This is a genomic window from Mycobacterium montefiorense (genome assembly GCF_003112775.1).
Lineage (GTDB): Bacteria > Actinomycetota > Actinomycetes > Mycobacteriales > Mycobacteriaceae > Mycobacterium > Mycobacterium montefiorense.
In genome coordinates, this window is the sequence record NZ_BFCH01000036.1 from 378,650 (window position 1) to 392,138 (window position 13,489).

The 13,489-nt window shown below is 64.7% G+C and carries 14 protein-coding genes; 12 read left to right on the plus strand and 2 right to left on the minus strand.

Annotated features, from left to right (window positions below; translation table 11 throughout):
* The first annotated feature begins 252 nt into the window (after positions 1 to 252).
* The 5 genes from DB708_RS25595 (at position 253) to DB708_RS25615 (ending at position 5,151) form a co-directional block, all read left to right on the plus strand.
* Complete coding sequence (locus DB708_RS25595) at positions 253 to 1,011, plus strand: deoxyribonuclease IV (RefSeq protein ID WP_108926237.1); 759 nt, start codon at positions 253 to 255, stop codon at positions 1,009 to 1,011.
* 66 nt (positions 1,012 to 1,077) lie between these two features.
* Positions 1,078 to 2,706, plus strand: a complete 1,629-nt coding sequence (locus DB708_RS25600) for an acyl-CoA dehydrogenase family protein (protein ID WP_108926238.1) — start codon at positions 1,078 to 1,080, stop codon at positions 2,704 to 2,706.
* 8 nt (positions 2,707 to 2,714) lie between these two features.
* Positions 2,715 to 3,662 (plus strand): crotonase/enoyl-CoA hydratase family protein, encoded by a 948-nt coding sequence (locus DB708_RS25605; RefSeq protein ID WP_108926239.1) that lies wholly within the window; start codon positions 2,715 to 2,717, stop codon positions 3,660 to 3,662.
* 2 nt (positions 3,663 to 3,664) lie between these two features.
* Positions 3,665 to 4,387, plus strand: coding sequence for a PaaX family transcriptional regulator C-terminal domain-containing protein (locus DB708_RS25610; protein ID WP_108926240.1), 723 nt, complete (start codon positions 3,665 to 3,667; stop codon positions 4,385 to 4,387).
* Positions 4,384 to 5,151: a crotonase/enoyl-CoA hydratase family protein gene (locus DB708_RS25615; RefSeq protein WP_108926241.1), complete on the plus strand. Its 768-nt coding sequence runs from the start codon at positions 4,384 to 4,386 to the stop codon at positions 5,149 to 5,151. Before DB708_RS25610 ends, DB708_RS25615 begins: the two co-directional genes overlap by 4 nt.
* A 13-nt stretch (positions 5,152 to 5,164) precedes the next feature.
* On the opposite strand, the gene DB708_RS25620 is transcribed toward DB708_RS25615, so the two are convergent.
* Both DB708_RS25620 and DB708_RS25625 read right to left on the minus strand, forming a co-directional pair.
* The gene (locus tag DB708_RS25620) at positions 5,165 to 5,644 is read right to left on the minus strand and encodes a DUF3060 domain-containing protein (RefSeq protein WP_108926242.1); all 480 of its coding nucleotides are present in this window, start codon (positions 5,642 to 5,644) and stop codon (positions 5,165 to 5,167) included.
* 38 nt (positions 5,645 to 5,682) lie between these two features.
* A complete protein-coding gene (locus tag DB708_RS25625; protein ID WP_108926243.1) occupies positions 5,683 to 6,060 on the minus strand; it encodes a DUF3060 domain-containing protein in 378 nt (125 codons plus the stop codon).
* 199 nt (positions 6,061 to 6,259) lie between these two features.
* Here DB708_RS25625 and DB708_RS25630 point away from each other — a divergent pair, with 199 nt between their 5' ends.
* The 7 genes from DB708_RS25630 (at position 6,260) to DB708_RS25660 (ending at position 13,427) form a co-directional block, all read left to right on the plus strand.
* On the plus strand, positions 6,260 to 6,907 hold the full coding sequence (locus DB708_RS25630) for a TetR/AcrR family transcriptional regulator (protein WP_235616940.1): 648 nt from the start codon (positions 6,260 to 6,262) through the stop codon (positions 6,905 to 6,907).
* Positions 6,908 to 7,178: 271 nt separating this feature from the next.
* Positions 7,179 to 7,553, plus strand: coding sequence for a 30S ribosomal protein S12 (gene rpsL / locus DB708_RS25635; RefSeq protein ID WP_007167812.1), 375 nt, complete (start codon positions 7,179 to 7,181; stop codon positions 7,551 to 7,553).
* The gene (gene rpsG, locus DB708_RS25640; RefSeq protein WP_108926244.1) at positions 7,553 to 8,023 is read left to right on the plus strand and encodes a 30S ribosomal protein S7; all 471 of its coding nucleotides are present in this window, start codon (positions 7,553 to 7,555) and stop codon (positions 8,021 to 8,023) included. The genes rpsL and rpsG overlap by 1 nt, the downstream gene beginning before the upstream one ends.
* Before the next feature lie 106 nt (positions 8,024 to 8,129).
* Complete coding sequence (gene fusA / locus DB708_RS25645; protein WP_108926245.1) at positions 8,130 to 10,235, plus strand: elongation factor G; 2,106 nt, start codon at positions 8,130 to 8,132, stop codon at positions 10,233 to 10,235.
* Positions 10,236 to 10,336: 101 nt separating this feature from the next.
* A complete protein-coding gene (tuf, locus tag DB708_RS25650; RefSeq protein ID WP_077086305.1) occupies positions 10,337 to 11,527 on the plus strand; it encodes an elongation factor Tu in 1,191 nt (396 codons plus the stop codon).
* Positions 11,528 to 11,695: 168 nt separating this feature from the next.
* Positions 11,696 to 12,508 carry a PE family protein gene (locus DB708_RS27115; protein WP_133251056.1) on the plus strand — a complete coding sequence of 271 codons (813 nt, stop codon included), beginning with the start codon at positions 11,696 to 11,698 and terminating at the stop codon, positions 12,506 to 12,508.
* 94 nt (positions 12,509 to 12,602) lie between these two features.
* The gene (locus DB708_RS25660) at positions 12,603 to 13,427 is read left to right on the plus strand and encodes an SHOCT domain-containing protein (RefSeq protein WP_108926246.1); all 825 of its coding nucleotides are present in this window, start codon (positions 12,603 to 12,605) and stop codon (positions 13,425 to 13,427) included.
* Positions 13,428 to 13,489 lie beyond the last annotated feature (62 nt).

A 13,489-nucleotide genomic window follows, 5' to 3' on the forward strand; every position in this document is an offset into this window, starting at 1 on the left:
ATGAATACGACGGGCTGCTTGTCTCCGATGAGTTGATTTGCGTGTCCGGCTGCCTAGGAGTGAGGTTCGTGCGCAACGAATTTGGCTACGCGTCCGATACCCGCAACGATCGACACGGGCAAGTCATTTGAGCGCTTTAACGATTGCAAAACTTTCCGTACCACGTTGGAGAAGCTGTTCGATTTGCCGATCGTCCGGTGATGTGCGCGACGCCACCGCGGGCCGTCGGAACCCCTTACTAGACTGGCCAGGGTGCTCATTGGTTCACACGTCAGTCCGCAAGATCCGCTGGGCGCAGCGGAGGCCGAGGGCGCTGACGTAGTACAGATTTTCCTTGGCAACCCGCAGAGTTGGAAGGCGCCCAAGCCGCGCGAGGACGCCGCCGTCTTGAAGGCCGCGGCGTTGCCGATATACGTGCATGCGCCCTACCTGATCAATGTCGCGTCGGCGAACAATCGGGTACGGATTCCGTCGCGCAAGATCCTGCAGCAGACCTGCGACGCGGCCGCCGACATCGGCGCGGCGGCGGTCATCGTGCACGGTGGCCATGTCGCCGACGACAACGATCTCGATGAGGGTTTTGCGCGCTGGCGCAAGGCGCTCGATCAGCTGGAATCCGCCGTGCCGGTGTACCTGGAAAACACCGCGGGCGGGGACCATGCGATGGCCCGCCATTTCGATACCATCGCCAGACTGTGGGATGTCATCGGCGACAACGGAATTGGCTTCTGTCTCGACACTTGCCACACCTGGGCGGCCGGTGAGGCCCTGATCAATGCCGTCGATCGGATCAAGGCGATCACCGGCCAGATCGATCTGGTGCACTGCAACGACTCCAAGGACGAGGCCGGCTCCGGCCGGGACCGCCACGCCAATTTGGGCACCGGACAGATCGATCCCGACTTGCTGGTCGCGGCCGTCAAAGCCGCGGACGCTCCGGTGATCTGTGAAACCTCCGACGAGGGCCGCAAGGACGACATCGCGTTCCTGCGCGAGAACACCACCGGCTGAGCCAAGGCGCGCCGGGCCAGTATTACACCTCTTGTGCGGTTGTTGGAAAAATGTAATATGGGTGGCATGTCAGACACGCACGTCGTCACCAACCAGGTTCCACAGCTGGAGAACTACAACCCCGCGACAGCACCCATGCTTGTCGAGGCGCTGATTCGCGAGGGCGGCCAGTGGGGGCTGGACGAGGTGAACGCGGTCGGCGCGCTGTCGGCCAGCCACGAAGCCCAGCGCTGGGGTGAGCTTGCCGACCGCAATCTGCCCGTCCTGCACACCCACGACCGCACCGGGCACCGTGTCGACGAGGTCGAGTACGACCCGGCTTACCACCAGCTGATGCGCGCGGCCATCGCGCACGGCCTGCATGCCGCGCCGTGGGCCGACGAACGCCCGGGCGCCCATGTGGTGCGGGCGGCCAAGATGTCGGCCTGGAACGTGGAGCCGGGCCACGTCTGTCCGATCTCGATGACCTACGCCGTCGTCCCGGCACTGCGCTACAACCCCGAGCTGGCGGCGGTCTACGAACCGCTGCTGACCGGTCGCGAGTACGACCCGGAACTCAAGCTGGCCACCACCAAGGCCGGTATCACCGCGGGCATGTCGATGACCGAGAAGCAGGGCGGCTCCGACGTGCGTGCCGGCACCACGCAGGCGACCCCGAACGGCGACGGCACTTACAGCCTGATCGGCCACAAATGGTTCACCTCGGCGCCGATGTGCGACATCTTCTTGGTGCTGGCGCAGGCACCGGGCGGGCTGTCGTGCTTCATGCTGCCCAGGGTCCTGCCCGACGGCACACGTAATCGGATGTTCTTGCAGCGCCTCAAGGACAAGCTCGGCAACCATGCCAACGCGTCCAGCGAGGTCGAATACGACGGTGCCACAGCGTGGTTGGTGGGGGAAGAGGGCCGTGGTGTACCGACCATCATCGAGATGGTCAACCTCACCCGACTGGATTGCACGCTGGGCAGTGCCACCAGCATGCGTACCGGTCTGACCCGTGCGATCCACCACGCCCAGCACCGGAAAGCCTTCGGCGCCTATCTGATCGACCAGTCGCTGATGCGCAATGTGCTCGCCGACCTGGCCGTCGAGGCCGAGGCCGCGACGATCGTCGCGATGCGGATGGCCGGTGCCACCGACAGTGCGTTGCGCGGAGACGAGAAGGAGACGCTGCTGCGCAGAATCGGCTTGGCGGCAAGCAAGTACTGGGTATGCAAGCGTTCCACCCCGCATGCCGCCGAAGCGCTGGAATGCCTGGGCGGCAACGGCTTCGTCGAAGAGTCCGGGATGCCGCGCCTGTACCGGGAAGCGCCACTGATGGGCATCTGGGAAGGATCCGGCAACGTCAGCGCGCTGGATACCCTGCGCGCCATGGCAACTCGCCCGGAATGTGTCGAGGTACTCTTCGCCGAACTGGCCGAGAGCGCTGGCCAGGATCCACGCCTGGGGAGCCACATCGAGCGGTTGCGGCAAGACCTGACCGATCTGGACACCATCGCCTATCGCGCCCGCAAGGTCGCCGAGGACATCTGCCTGGCCCTGCAGGGCTCGCTGCTGGTGCGTCACGGTCATCCCGCCGTCGCCGAGGCATTCCTGGCCACCAGGCTGGGTGGCCAGTGGGGCGGCGCATTCGGCACCATGCCGACGGGGCTGGATTTGGTGCCCATTCTGGAGCGCGTCCTGGTAAAGGGCTGAGTCGCAACATGACTCATGCGATCAGGCCGGTCGATTTCGGCAATCTGAAGACGATGACCTACGAGGTCACCGACCGGGTTGCGCGGATCACGTTCAACCGGCCGGAGAAGGGCAACGCGATTGTCGCGGACACCCCGTTGGAGCTGTCGGCATTGGTGGAGCGAGCGGATCTGGACCCCAACGTGCACGTCATTCTGGTATCCGGTCGCGGGGAAGGCTTTTGCGCGGGCTTCGACTTGTCCGCCTACGCCGACCGCACCGGCTCTGCGGGCGACGCGGGTCTAAAGGGTGCGTATGCGGGCACCGTGCTGGACGGTAGGACCCAGGGCGTCAATCACATGCCGGATCGCCCGTGGGACCCGATGATCGACTACCAGATGATGAGCCGCTTCGTGCGTGGCTTCTCCAGTCTGATGCACGCGGACAAGCCAACGGTGGTGAAGATCCACGGCTATTGCGTGGCCGGCGGCACCGACATCGCGCTGCACGCCGACCAGGTGATCGCCGCCGCCGACGCCAAAATCGGTTATCCGCCCACGCGGGTGTGGGGTGTTCCGGCGGCGGGCCTGTGGGCACACCGGCTCGGTGACCAGCGGGCCAAACGTCTACTGTTCACCGGTGATTCCATCACTGGCGCGCAGGCCGCCGAATGGGGCTTGGCGGTCGAGGCGCCGGATCCCAAAGACCTCGACGAGCGTACTGAGCGACTGGTGGAACGCATTGCGGCCGTCCCGGTCAACCAGCTGATCATGATCAAACTCGCGCTGAATTCGGCTCTGCTGCAACAGGGTGTGGCCACCAGCCGGATGGTGAGCACGGTGTTCGACGGTGTTGCGCGGCATACCCAAGAGGGGCACGACTTCGTTGCCGATTCGGTCGAGCACGGCTTCCGCGAAGCGGTACGGCATCGCGACGAGCCATTCGGCGACTACGGCCGCCGCGCCTCCGGGGTGTAGCCATGCCGAACATGACGGCCCGATCGGTGGTATTGAGTGTGCTGCTCGGCGCTCACCCTGCCTGGGCAACGGCGAGCGAATTGATCAGGCTGACGGCTGATTTCGGAATCAAGGCGTCGACGTTGCGGGTAGCGCTGACCCGGATGGTCGGCGCCGGTGACCTGATCCGCTCCGCCGACGGCTACCGTCTCTCCGATCGACTGCTGGCCCGCCAGAGCCGCCAGGACGAAGCCATGCGACCGCAAACCCGGGCCTGGCGCGGGCACTGGCACGTGGTGATCGTCACCAGCGTCGGCGCCGATGCTCGCACCCGGGCAGCGCAGCGAGCCAGTATGTACCGCAAGCGCTTCGGTGAACTGCGCGAAGGTGTGTGGATGCGGCCCGACAACCTCGACCTCGACTTGGAACCCGGTGTTGCCGATCGGGTGCGGGTGCTCAACGCGCGCGACGACGCACCCGGGCAGCTGGCCGCCGAGCTGTGGGATCTGCCCGCGTGGGCGAGTGCCGGTCAGCAGTTGGTTGACGAAATGGCCGATACCCCAGATGTTCCCGGCCGATTCATGGTGGCAGCGGGGATAGTGCGACACCTGCTCACTGACCCGATGCTGCCTGCCGAACTGCTGCCCGATGATTGGCCGGGTGCGCGGCTGCGCAGCGCCTACCACGACTTCGCGACCGAGCTGCTGGATCGGCGCGATGCAACTCAACTCTTGGAGGCTACATGAGTGATCCGGTGCGGGTGGAACGTAAGGGCCCGGTGACCACGGTGATCATCAATAGGCCGGGCGCGCGCAACGCCGTCAACGGTCCGACCGCCACCGCGCTGTACGCAGCGTTCGAGGAATTCGACCGTGACGATTCCGCGTCGGTGGCCGTGTTGTGGGGCGCGGGCGGAACCTTCTGCGCCGGAGCCGATTTGAAGGCGTTCGCTACGCCGGACGCCAATATCGTGCATCGGACCGGTCCCGGCCCGATGGGCCCGTCGCGAATGGTGTTGTCCAAGCCCGTGATTGCCGCGGTGAGCGGCTACGCCGTCGCTGGGGGTCTGGAGCTGGCCATCTGGTGCGATCTGCGGGTGGCCGAGCAGGATGCCGTGTTCGGTGTGTACTGCCGGCGATGGGGGGTGCCGCTGATCGATGGCGGCACCGTGCGGCTGCCACGCCTGATCGGGCAGAGCCGGGCGATGGACATGATCCTCACCGGCCGCAGTGTCGACGCCGATGAAGCACTCGCGATCGGACTCGCCAATCGCGTTGTCCCCAAAGGCCAAGCGCGACAGGCGGCTGAGGAGTTGGCCGCTGAATTGACCGCCCTGCCCCAGCAGTGTCTGCGCGCGGATCGGCTTTCGGCGCTACATCAGTGGGGGTTGCCGGAGCCGGAGGCCATCGACCAAGAATTCGCGAGCATCGCCAAAGTTGCCGTGGAGGCCAGTGCAGGGGCGGGGCGGTTCGCCGCCGGCGCCGGCCGCCATGGGGCGCCCGCAAGCTAGGCCTTCGCCAGGGTCAGCTGGCCTTATTGATGGTGTTGCCCGAGCCGAGGTTGTCCACCTTCGGGTCGCCGTCCTTGTAGGTGATGGTGTTGTCCAAGCCCAGCACCGTGATTCGGGTTTCGACCTTGTCGATGGTGATCTTGTTGTTCGCGCCGCCGATGCTCACCGTCACGCAGGAGCCGGTGACGGTCAGAGTGTTGTTGGAGCCGGCGACATTCAGGGACTTGCCGGTGGCGCAGTCCAGCGTGCTCGTGGTCCCCATCGATCCGTAGTTCAGCGTGTTCCCGATCTCGACGGAAGCGGTGGTGCTTTCGCCGCTCGTCCCGGTCGTCGGTGCGGCCGCGCTGGTCTTCGTTGTCGTTGTGGTTGTCGTGCTGGGGCCCCCGGGCGGGTTGGCTGTCGAGCTGCAACCGGACAGCACCACAGCCGCGGCCGCCGGCGCCAGAGCGAGTGCCGCGAGCCGCGACGATCGGTCAGTGATGTGGACGCGCATATTCCCCTCCTCGGTGCGGCAACGGCAGTCGCTGAGCCTCAGGCAGGCACCTGCTGCAGCCGATTAACCATTCCCAGTTCGCGGCCGCGGTCCCAAAGGATCGGCGCGCCAGTGTGATAGAAGACGGTCTGGTCGTAGCCGTACACCGTGATGTCGTGCGTGACCGAGTCCGCGATGATGGTGTTGCCCGAGCCCATCACCGTCACCGCCCAGCAGTTGCCCATCGCGTTGACGTAGTTCCCACTGCCGTTGACGATCAGGGTCGCGTCATTGCAGTCCAGTGTCTGCTGGAGGCCCTGTCCAATGACGTGGGTGTCGCCGTTCTTGGCCTGCGCGACCGGCGTCAAAGCGGAGGGCGTGGCGGCGATTGTGATGACACATGTTGCAAGCGACCCGGCGACGGTTCTCCAAAGCACCGCTGCCCCCTTCGCTGGGTATGTCTCTGACGGGAATCTGCTGGATTGAGCCTACGTGTATTTGCCTGATTGATGGCAAATAATTTTCGTCGCGGCCAACTGCGACCCGCCCCGGATCCGCCCGGGTAGATTGGCGACTCCGTCAACTAGAGTCATTAGTTGACCTTCACCAATTCACCGCAATCGAAGGGCGATCGCCATGGCAGTTCACCCGGAACAGCCGTCGGCGGGTGGGCGCCTGCGTGCCGGCAGGTCCGGATCCCGGCACGGCAAGCTGAGCCGCGACGGCATCGTCGATGGCGCGCTGACGTTCCTGGACCGGGAGGGCTGGGACTCCCTGACCATCAACGCGCTGGCGACTCAGCTGGGTACCAAGGGGCCGTCGCTCTACAACCACGTAGACAGTCTGGAAGACCTGCGTCGCGCGGTTCGGATCCGGGTCATCGACGACATCATCATGATGCTGAATCGGGTCGGTGAGGGCCGCTTCCGCGACGACGCGGTGCTGGTGATGGCCGGCGCCTACCGCAGTTATGCCCACCACCACCCGGGGCGGTACTCGGCCTTCACCCGGATGCCGCTGGGCGGCGACGACCCCGAGTACACCGCGGCGACCCGAGGGGCGGCCGCACCCGTGATCGCCGTGTTGTCCTCTTACGGTCTTGATGGCGAAGAGGCATTTTTCGCCGCACTGGAATTCTGGTCGGCGTTGCACGGGTTCGTCTTGCTCGAAATGACCGGTGTCATGGACGATATCGACACGGATGCGCTGTTCACCGAGATGGTGTTGAGGCTGGCGACAGGCATGGACAAGCGCAGCGCGCCGGACGGTCCCGTACCGAAATAGCTGCCGACTGGACACGCGCGCCGAGGTGAGCGGTTTGGGTGCAGCTGGCGCTTTGACCTGCCAGACCAGCGGCGGGTATTGTGGTGGCTCGTGCCTGGCGGCTTACGGCGCCTGACGTAAGGAAGTGGATGCCGGGCGAATTCGCATGTCCACCACGCATCGGATGAATCCGGTGCCGAGCGGGTGCGACACACCCGGCCGCGGGGTAGTGCGGCAGGGCATAACTGCAGTACAGAGACTTGACACCGAACGAAACACAGAAAGCCGGTAGATGCCAACCATTCAGCAGCTGGTCCGCAAGGGTCGCCGCGACAAGATCGCCAAGGTCAAGACCGCGGCCCTGAAAGGCAGCCCGCAGCGCCGTGGCGTATGCACGCGCGTGTACACCACCACCCCGAAGAAGCCGAACTCGGCGCTTCGGAAGGTCGCGCGCGTGAAGCTGACTAGCCAGGTCGAGGTCACTGCCTACATCCCCGGCGAGGGCCACAACCTGCAGGAGCACTCGATGGTGCTGGTGCGCGGTGGTCGTGTGAAGGACCTGCCCGGTGTGCGGTACAAGATCATCCGCGGCTCGCTGGACACCCAGGGTGTCAAGAACCGCAAGCAGGCTCGCAGCCGTTACGGCGCCAAGAAGGAGAAGAGCTAATGCCGCGCAAGGGGCCCGCGCCGAAGCGTCCGCTGGTCAATGATCCGGTCTACGGGTCGCAGCTGGTAACGCAGCTCGTCAACAAAGTCTTGCTGGACGGGAAGAAATCCCTGGCCGAACGCATTGTTTACGGTGCGCTCGAGCAAGCTCGCGACAAGACCGGCACGGATCCCGTAATCACGCTGAAGCGCGCCATGGACAACGTCAAGCCCGCCCTTGAGGTGCGCAGCCGCCGCGTCGGTGGTGCGACTTACCAGGTCCCGGTCGAAGTGCGTCCGGAACGCTCGGTGACGCTGGCACTGCGTTGGCTGGTCAGCTTCTCCAAGCAACGTCGCGAGAAGACGATGATCGAGCGCCTGGCGAACGAGATCCTGGACGCCAGCAATGGCCTGGGTGCTGCCGTCAAGCGGCGTGAGGACACGCACAAGATGGCCGAGGCTAACCGCGCCTTTGCCCACTATCGCTGGTAGAGCAATGCGCGGCTCCCAGAGCTGCGAAGGTGGCGACATCAGCGAAGATGCCGGGCGTAAACCGACAGCGAACTAACTACGCAATCGAAAGAGTGGGAAGACTTCTGTGGCACAGAAGGACGTGCTGACCGACCTGACCAAGGTCCGCAACATCGGCATCATGGCGCACATCGACGCGGGCAAGACGACGACGACCGAGCGCATCCTCTACTACACCGGTATCAGCTACAAGATCGGTGAGGTCCACGACGGCGCCGCCACGATGGACTGGATGGAGCAGGAGCAAGAGCGCGGAATCACCATCACCTCCGCTGCCACCACCTGCTTCTGGAATGACAACCAGATCAACATCATCGACACCCCCGGCCACGTCGACTTCACCGTCGAGGTGGAGCGCAGCCTGCGCGTACTCGACGGTGCCGTAGCCGTCTTCGACGGCAAGGAAGGTGTCGAGCCACAGTCCGAGCAGGTCTGGCGTCAGGCCGACAAGTACGACGTCCCGCGCATCTGCTTCGTCAACAAGATGGACAAGATCGGTGCCGACTTCTACTTCTCGGTCAAGACCATGGAAGACCGGCTGGGCGCCAACGTCATCCCGATCCAGCTGCCCGTCGGTTCCGAGGGTGACTTCGAGGGCGTCGTCGACCTGGTCGAGATGAAGGCCAAGGTCTGGCGCGGCGAGACCAAGCTCGGCGAGACCTACGAGACCATCGACATCCCCGCCGAATTTCAGGAGAAGGCCGACGAGTACCGCACCAAGCTGCTCGAGGCTGTCGCGGAAACCGACGAGGCGCTGCTGGAGAAGTATTTCGGGGGCGAGGAGCTGTCGGTCGCCGAGATCAAGGGCGCGCTGCGCAAGCTGACCATCAGCTCTACGGCCTACCTGGTGTTGTGCGGTAGCGCGTTCAAGAACAAGGGCGTGCAGCCGATGCTGGACGCGGTCATCGACTACCTGCCCTCGCCGCTGGACGTGCCGCCGGCCGTCGGCCACGCGCCGGGCAAGGAAGATGTCGAGATCACCCGCAAGCCGTCGACCGACGAGCCGTTCTCCGCGCTGGCGTTCAAGGTCGCCACGCACCCGTTCTTCGGCAAGCTCACCTACGTCCGGGTGTACTCGGGCAAGGTCGACTCCGGCAGCCAGGTCATCAACGCCACCAAGGGCAAAAAGGAGCGGCTGGGCAAGCTGTTCCAGATGCACTCCAACAAGGAAAACCCGGTGGAGACGGCGTCGGCGGGACACATCTACGCGGTGATCGGCTTGAAGGACACCACCACCGGTGACACCCTGAGCGACCCGAACGACCAGATCGTGCTCGAATCGATGACCTTCCCCGATCCCGTCATCGAGGTGGCCATTGAGCCGAAGACCAAGAGCGACCAGGAAAAGCTGAGCCTGTCGATTCAGAAGCTGGCCGAAGAAGACCCGACGTTCAAGGTGCACCAGGACGCCGAGACCGGCCAGACCGTGATCGGTGGCATGGGCGAGCTGCACCTGGACATCCTGGTCGACCGGATGCGCCGCGAGTTCAAGGTTGAAGCCAACGTCGGTAAGCCGCAGGTTGCCTACAAGGAAACCATCAAGCGGACCGTGGAGAAGGTCGAGTTCACCCACAAGAAGCAGACGGGTGGCTCGGGCCAGTTCGCGAAGGTGCTTATCAGCCTCGAGCCGTTCCACGGCGAGGATGGTGCCACCTACGAATTCGAGAACAAGGTCACCGGTGGCCGTATCCCGCGTGAGTACATCCCGTCGGTGGATGCCGGGGCCCAGGACGCGATGCAGTACGGCGTGCTGGCCGGTTATCCGCTGGTGAATGTGAAGGTCATCTTGCTCGACGGTGCCTACCACGAGGTGGACTCGTCGGAAATGGCCTTCAAGATCGCAGGTTCGCAGGTGCTGAAAAAGGCTGCGCACCAAGCCCAGCCGGTGATCCTGGAGCCGATTATGGCGGTCGAAGTGACCACACCCGAGGACTACATGGGTGACGTGATCGGCGACCTGAACTCCCGCCGTGGCCAGATTCAGGCCATGGAGGAGCGGTCTGGTGCGCGCGTCGTCAGGGCGCACGTGCCGCTGTCGGAGATGTTCGGCTATGTCGGGGACCTGCGGTCCAAGACTCAAGGCCGGGCGAACTACTCCATGGTGTTCGACTCGTATGCCGAAGTCCCAGCGAACGTCTCGAAGGAGATCATCGCGAAGGCGACGGGCGAGTGAATATCAGCTCGGAGTAACCTGGCCCGGTTACCACCGCGGCACTTACAACAACATCAACACTGCTTTAACCAAAGCACCAACAAGTCCAGGAGGACACAGAAGTGGCGAAGGCGAAGTTCGAGCGGACGAAGCCGCACGTCAACATCGGGACCATCGGTCACGTTGACCACGGCAAGACCACACTCACCGCGGCGATCACCAAAGTTCTGCATGACAAGTACCCGAACCTCAACGAGTCGCGCGCCTTCGACCAGATCGACAACGCGCCCGAGGAGCGTCAGCGCGGTATCACGATCAACATCTCCCACGTGGAGTACCAGACCGAGAAGCGCCACTACGCCCACGTGGACGCCCCGGGTCACGCCGACTACATCAAGAACATGATCACCGGCGCGGCTCAGATGGACGGCGCGATCCTGGTGGTGGCCGCCACCGACGGCCCGATGCCGCAGACGCGTGAGCACGTGCTGCTCGCCCGTCAGGTGGGTGTGCCCTACATCCTGGTCGCCCTGAACAAGGCCGACATGGTGGACGACGAGGAGCTGCTCGAGCTCGTCGAGCTGGAGGTCCGCGAACTGCTGGCCGCCCAGGAATTCGACGAGGAGGCTCCGGTTATCCGGGTCTCGGCGCTCAAGGCACTCGAGGGCGACGAGAAGTGGGTCAAGTCCGTCGAAGAGCTGATGGATGCGGTCGACGAGTCGATTCCGGACCCGGTTCGCGAGACCGACCGTCCGTTCCTGATGCCCGTCGAGGACGTCTTCACGATCACCGGTCGTGGCACCGTGGTCACCGGTCGTGTCGAGCGCGGTGTGGTCAACGTGAACGAGGAAGTCGAGATCGTCGGCATCAAGCCGACCAGCACCAAGACCACGGTCACCGGTGTGGAGATGTTCCGCAAGCTGCTCGACCAGGGGCAGGCCGGCGACAACGTCGGGCTGTTGCTGCGTGGTATCAAGCGGGAAGACGTCGAGCGCGGCCAGGTTGTGGTCAAGCCCGGCACCACCACGCCGCACACCGAGTTCGAGGGCAGCGTCTACATCCTGTCCAAGGACGAGGGCGGCCGGCACACGCCGTTCTTCAACAACTACCGTCCGCAGTTCTACTTCCGCACCACCGACGTGACCGGTGTGGTGACACTGCCGGAGGGCACCGAAATGGTGATGCCCGGTGATAACACCAACATCTCGGTGAAGCTGATTCAGCCCGTCGCCATGGACGACGGTCTGCGCTTCGCGATCCGCGAGGGTGGCCGCACCGTCGGCGCCGGCCGGGTCGTCAAGATCATCAACTAGCTCTACCGCAGCGCAAGGCCCGGATTGCCGATTTCGGCGGTTCGGCCTTTGCGCATTTCGGCTGCGAAGAACCGGCATAAATGGCGGGCAAAATTCCGGTAAGCTATCTCGATGTCAGTAATTGACGGTTGGGGTATTTGACCGTCGCCGTCTGGCCAGGAGGTTCGGATGTCGTTCGTGAATGCGACGCCGGAGTATGTGGCGTCTGCCGCATCTGACTTGGCAAAAATCGGGTCCGCCATCGAGTACGCCAACTCGACAGCGTCGGGCGTGACCTCGGCCGTTGAGGCAGCTGGCGCCGACGCGGTGTCGACGAGCATTTCGCGACTGTTCGGCGCGCACGCCGCCGCCTATCAAGCGATCAGCTCCCAGGCGGTGCTGTTCCATCAGCAGTTTGTGCAGCTTATGAGCGGTGGTGCGACGGAATATGCGAGTGCCGAGGTCGCCAACGCCGCACCCCTGGATATCGCGCCGCAGGCCGTGCTGGGCGCGGCCAATGCCTCCGGCCACGCGCTAGGCGCCCAGCAGCCGGTCATCGGAGCCGCGGCACAAGCAAGTGCCTTGGCGTCTGGGGTACCGGTGGGTGCTGCGATGCAGCCCGGTGCCGCGGTGCCGGCGGCCGTGTCAGCGACGGCGGCTGCGCCGGCAACGGCGCCGATCGCTCCGATGGCCGCGACCACCTCGGTGGCAGCCGCGCCGGCGGGATCCGCGGCCCAGGGAGCCTCGGGAGGGGCTTCGAACGCGCAGACACCGGCTTATGCACCGGTGGCGGCGACCGCCGCGGCGGCAGCCGCGGCCACGGCAGCTGCACCGGACGTGTCCGGCCCGCTGACCGCCTCGACCGCCCCGGCGGCTGTGGCAAGCGCAGAACTCACTTCGGCCACCATGCTGCCGACGGCGATGCCGACACCGTCGACCGGTCCGGCCACGCCGCCCCCGCCGGCCTCTCCCAAGAGCCGCCCGCCTACACCGTCGCGCTGACTGGCGGGGCGGATGCCCGGATGCGGTTTGCACCTAAGGCGCACGCGACAGCGCTAATCTGACACGAACTTCCCGGCAAGGCGAGGAGACTCACGTGTTGGCGCGCTATCTCAAGACGCAGTTAATAGTTTTGCTGTGCGGCGGTTTGGTCGGGCCGATCTTTCTGGTCGTCTACTTCACTCTCGGTCTGGGCAGCCTGCTGCAGTGGATGTTCTATGTCGGCCTGCTCATCACTGTGGCCGACGTCCTCATCGCGCTCGCGCTCACCAACTACGGCGCGAAGTCGGCGGCCAAATCAGCGTTGCTGGAGCAACACGGGGTGCTGGCGCTCGCGCAGATCACCGGGCTCGCCGAGACGGGTACCCGAATCAACGAACAGCCGCTAGTCAAGGTCGATTTGCACATTGCCGGACCGGGGTTCACGGCGTTCGACAGTCAGGACCGGGTCATCGCCAACGTGACCAGGTTAGGCAATCTCACCGCGCGCAAGCTCGTGGTACTAGTCGACCCCACCACGCAGCAATACCAAATCGACTGGGAGCGAAGCGCTTTGGTCAACGGGCTGATGCCCGCGCAGTTCACGGTCGCCGAGGACAACCGGACCTACGACCTGAGTGGGCAAGCCGGGCCGTTGATGGAGATCCTGCAGATCCTCAAGGACAACAACATTGCGCTCAACCGGATGGTCGACATCCGGTCAAACCCGGCACTGCGTCAGCAGATCCAGGCGGTGGTGCGCCGCGCGGCGCAGCAGGCCCCCGCGGCGCAAGGAGCCCCGGCCGGGGCGGCGCCGGTCGGCACAACCCCTCAGACGTCGATCGGTGAGCGGCTCCAGCAGCTCGAGACGTTGCGCGCCAGTGGCGCTTTGACCGATGACGAGTACAACGCGCGCCGGACCCAGATCATCTCGGAGATCTGAACCCTCCCGGTCATCTAGCCGAGTTAGAACACGTTTCAGTTCCGCTGCTAGCCTGTGATTCG

Bases quoted from the DNA above. Each gene is read 5' to 3' on its own strand.
- DB708_RS25600 (WP_108926238.1), top strand. From the start codon at position 1,078: ATGTCAGACACGCACGTCGTCACCAACCAGGTTCCACAGCTGGAGAAC.
- DB708_RS25605 (WP_108926239.1), top strand. From the start codon at position 2,715: ATGACTCATGCGATCAGGCCGGTCGATTTCGGCAATCTGAAGACGATG.
- DB708_RS25610 (WP_108926240.1), top strand. From the start codon at position 3,665: ATGCCGAACATGACGGCCCGATCGGTGGTATTGAGTGTGCTGCTCGGC.
- DB708_RS25615 (WP_108926241.1), top strand. From the start codon at position 4,384: ATGAGTGATCCGGTGCGGGTGGAACGTAAGGGCCCGGTGACCACGGTG.
- DB708_RS25620 (WP_108926242.1), bottom strand. From the start codon at position 5,644: ATGCGCGTCCACATCACTGACCGATCGTCGCGGCTCGCGGCACTCGCT.
- DB708_RS25630 (WP_235616940.1), top strand. From the start codon at position 6,260: ATGGCAGTTCACCCGGAACAGCCGTCGGCGGGTGGGCGCCTGCGTGCC.
- rpsL (WP_007167812.1), top strand. From the start codon at position 7,179: ATGCCAACCATTCAGCAGCTGGTCCGCAAGGGTCGCCGCGACAAGATC.
- rpsG (WP_108926244.1), top strand. From the start codon at position 7,553: ATGCCGCGCAAGGGGCCCGCGCCGAAGCGTCCGCTGGTCAATGATCCG.
- DB708_RS27115 (WP_133251056.1), top strand. From the start codon at position 11,696: ATGTCGTTCGTGAATGCGACGCCGGAGTATGTGGCGTCTGCCGCATCT.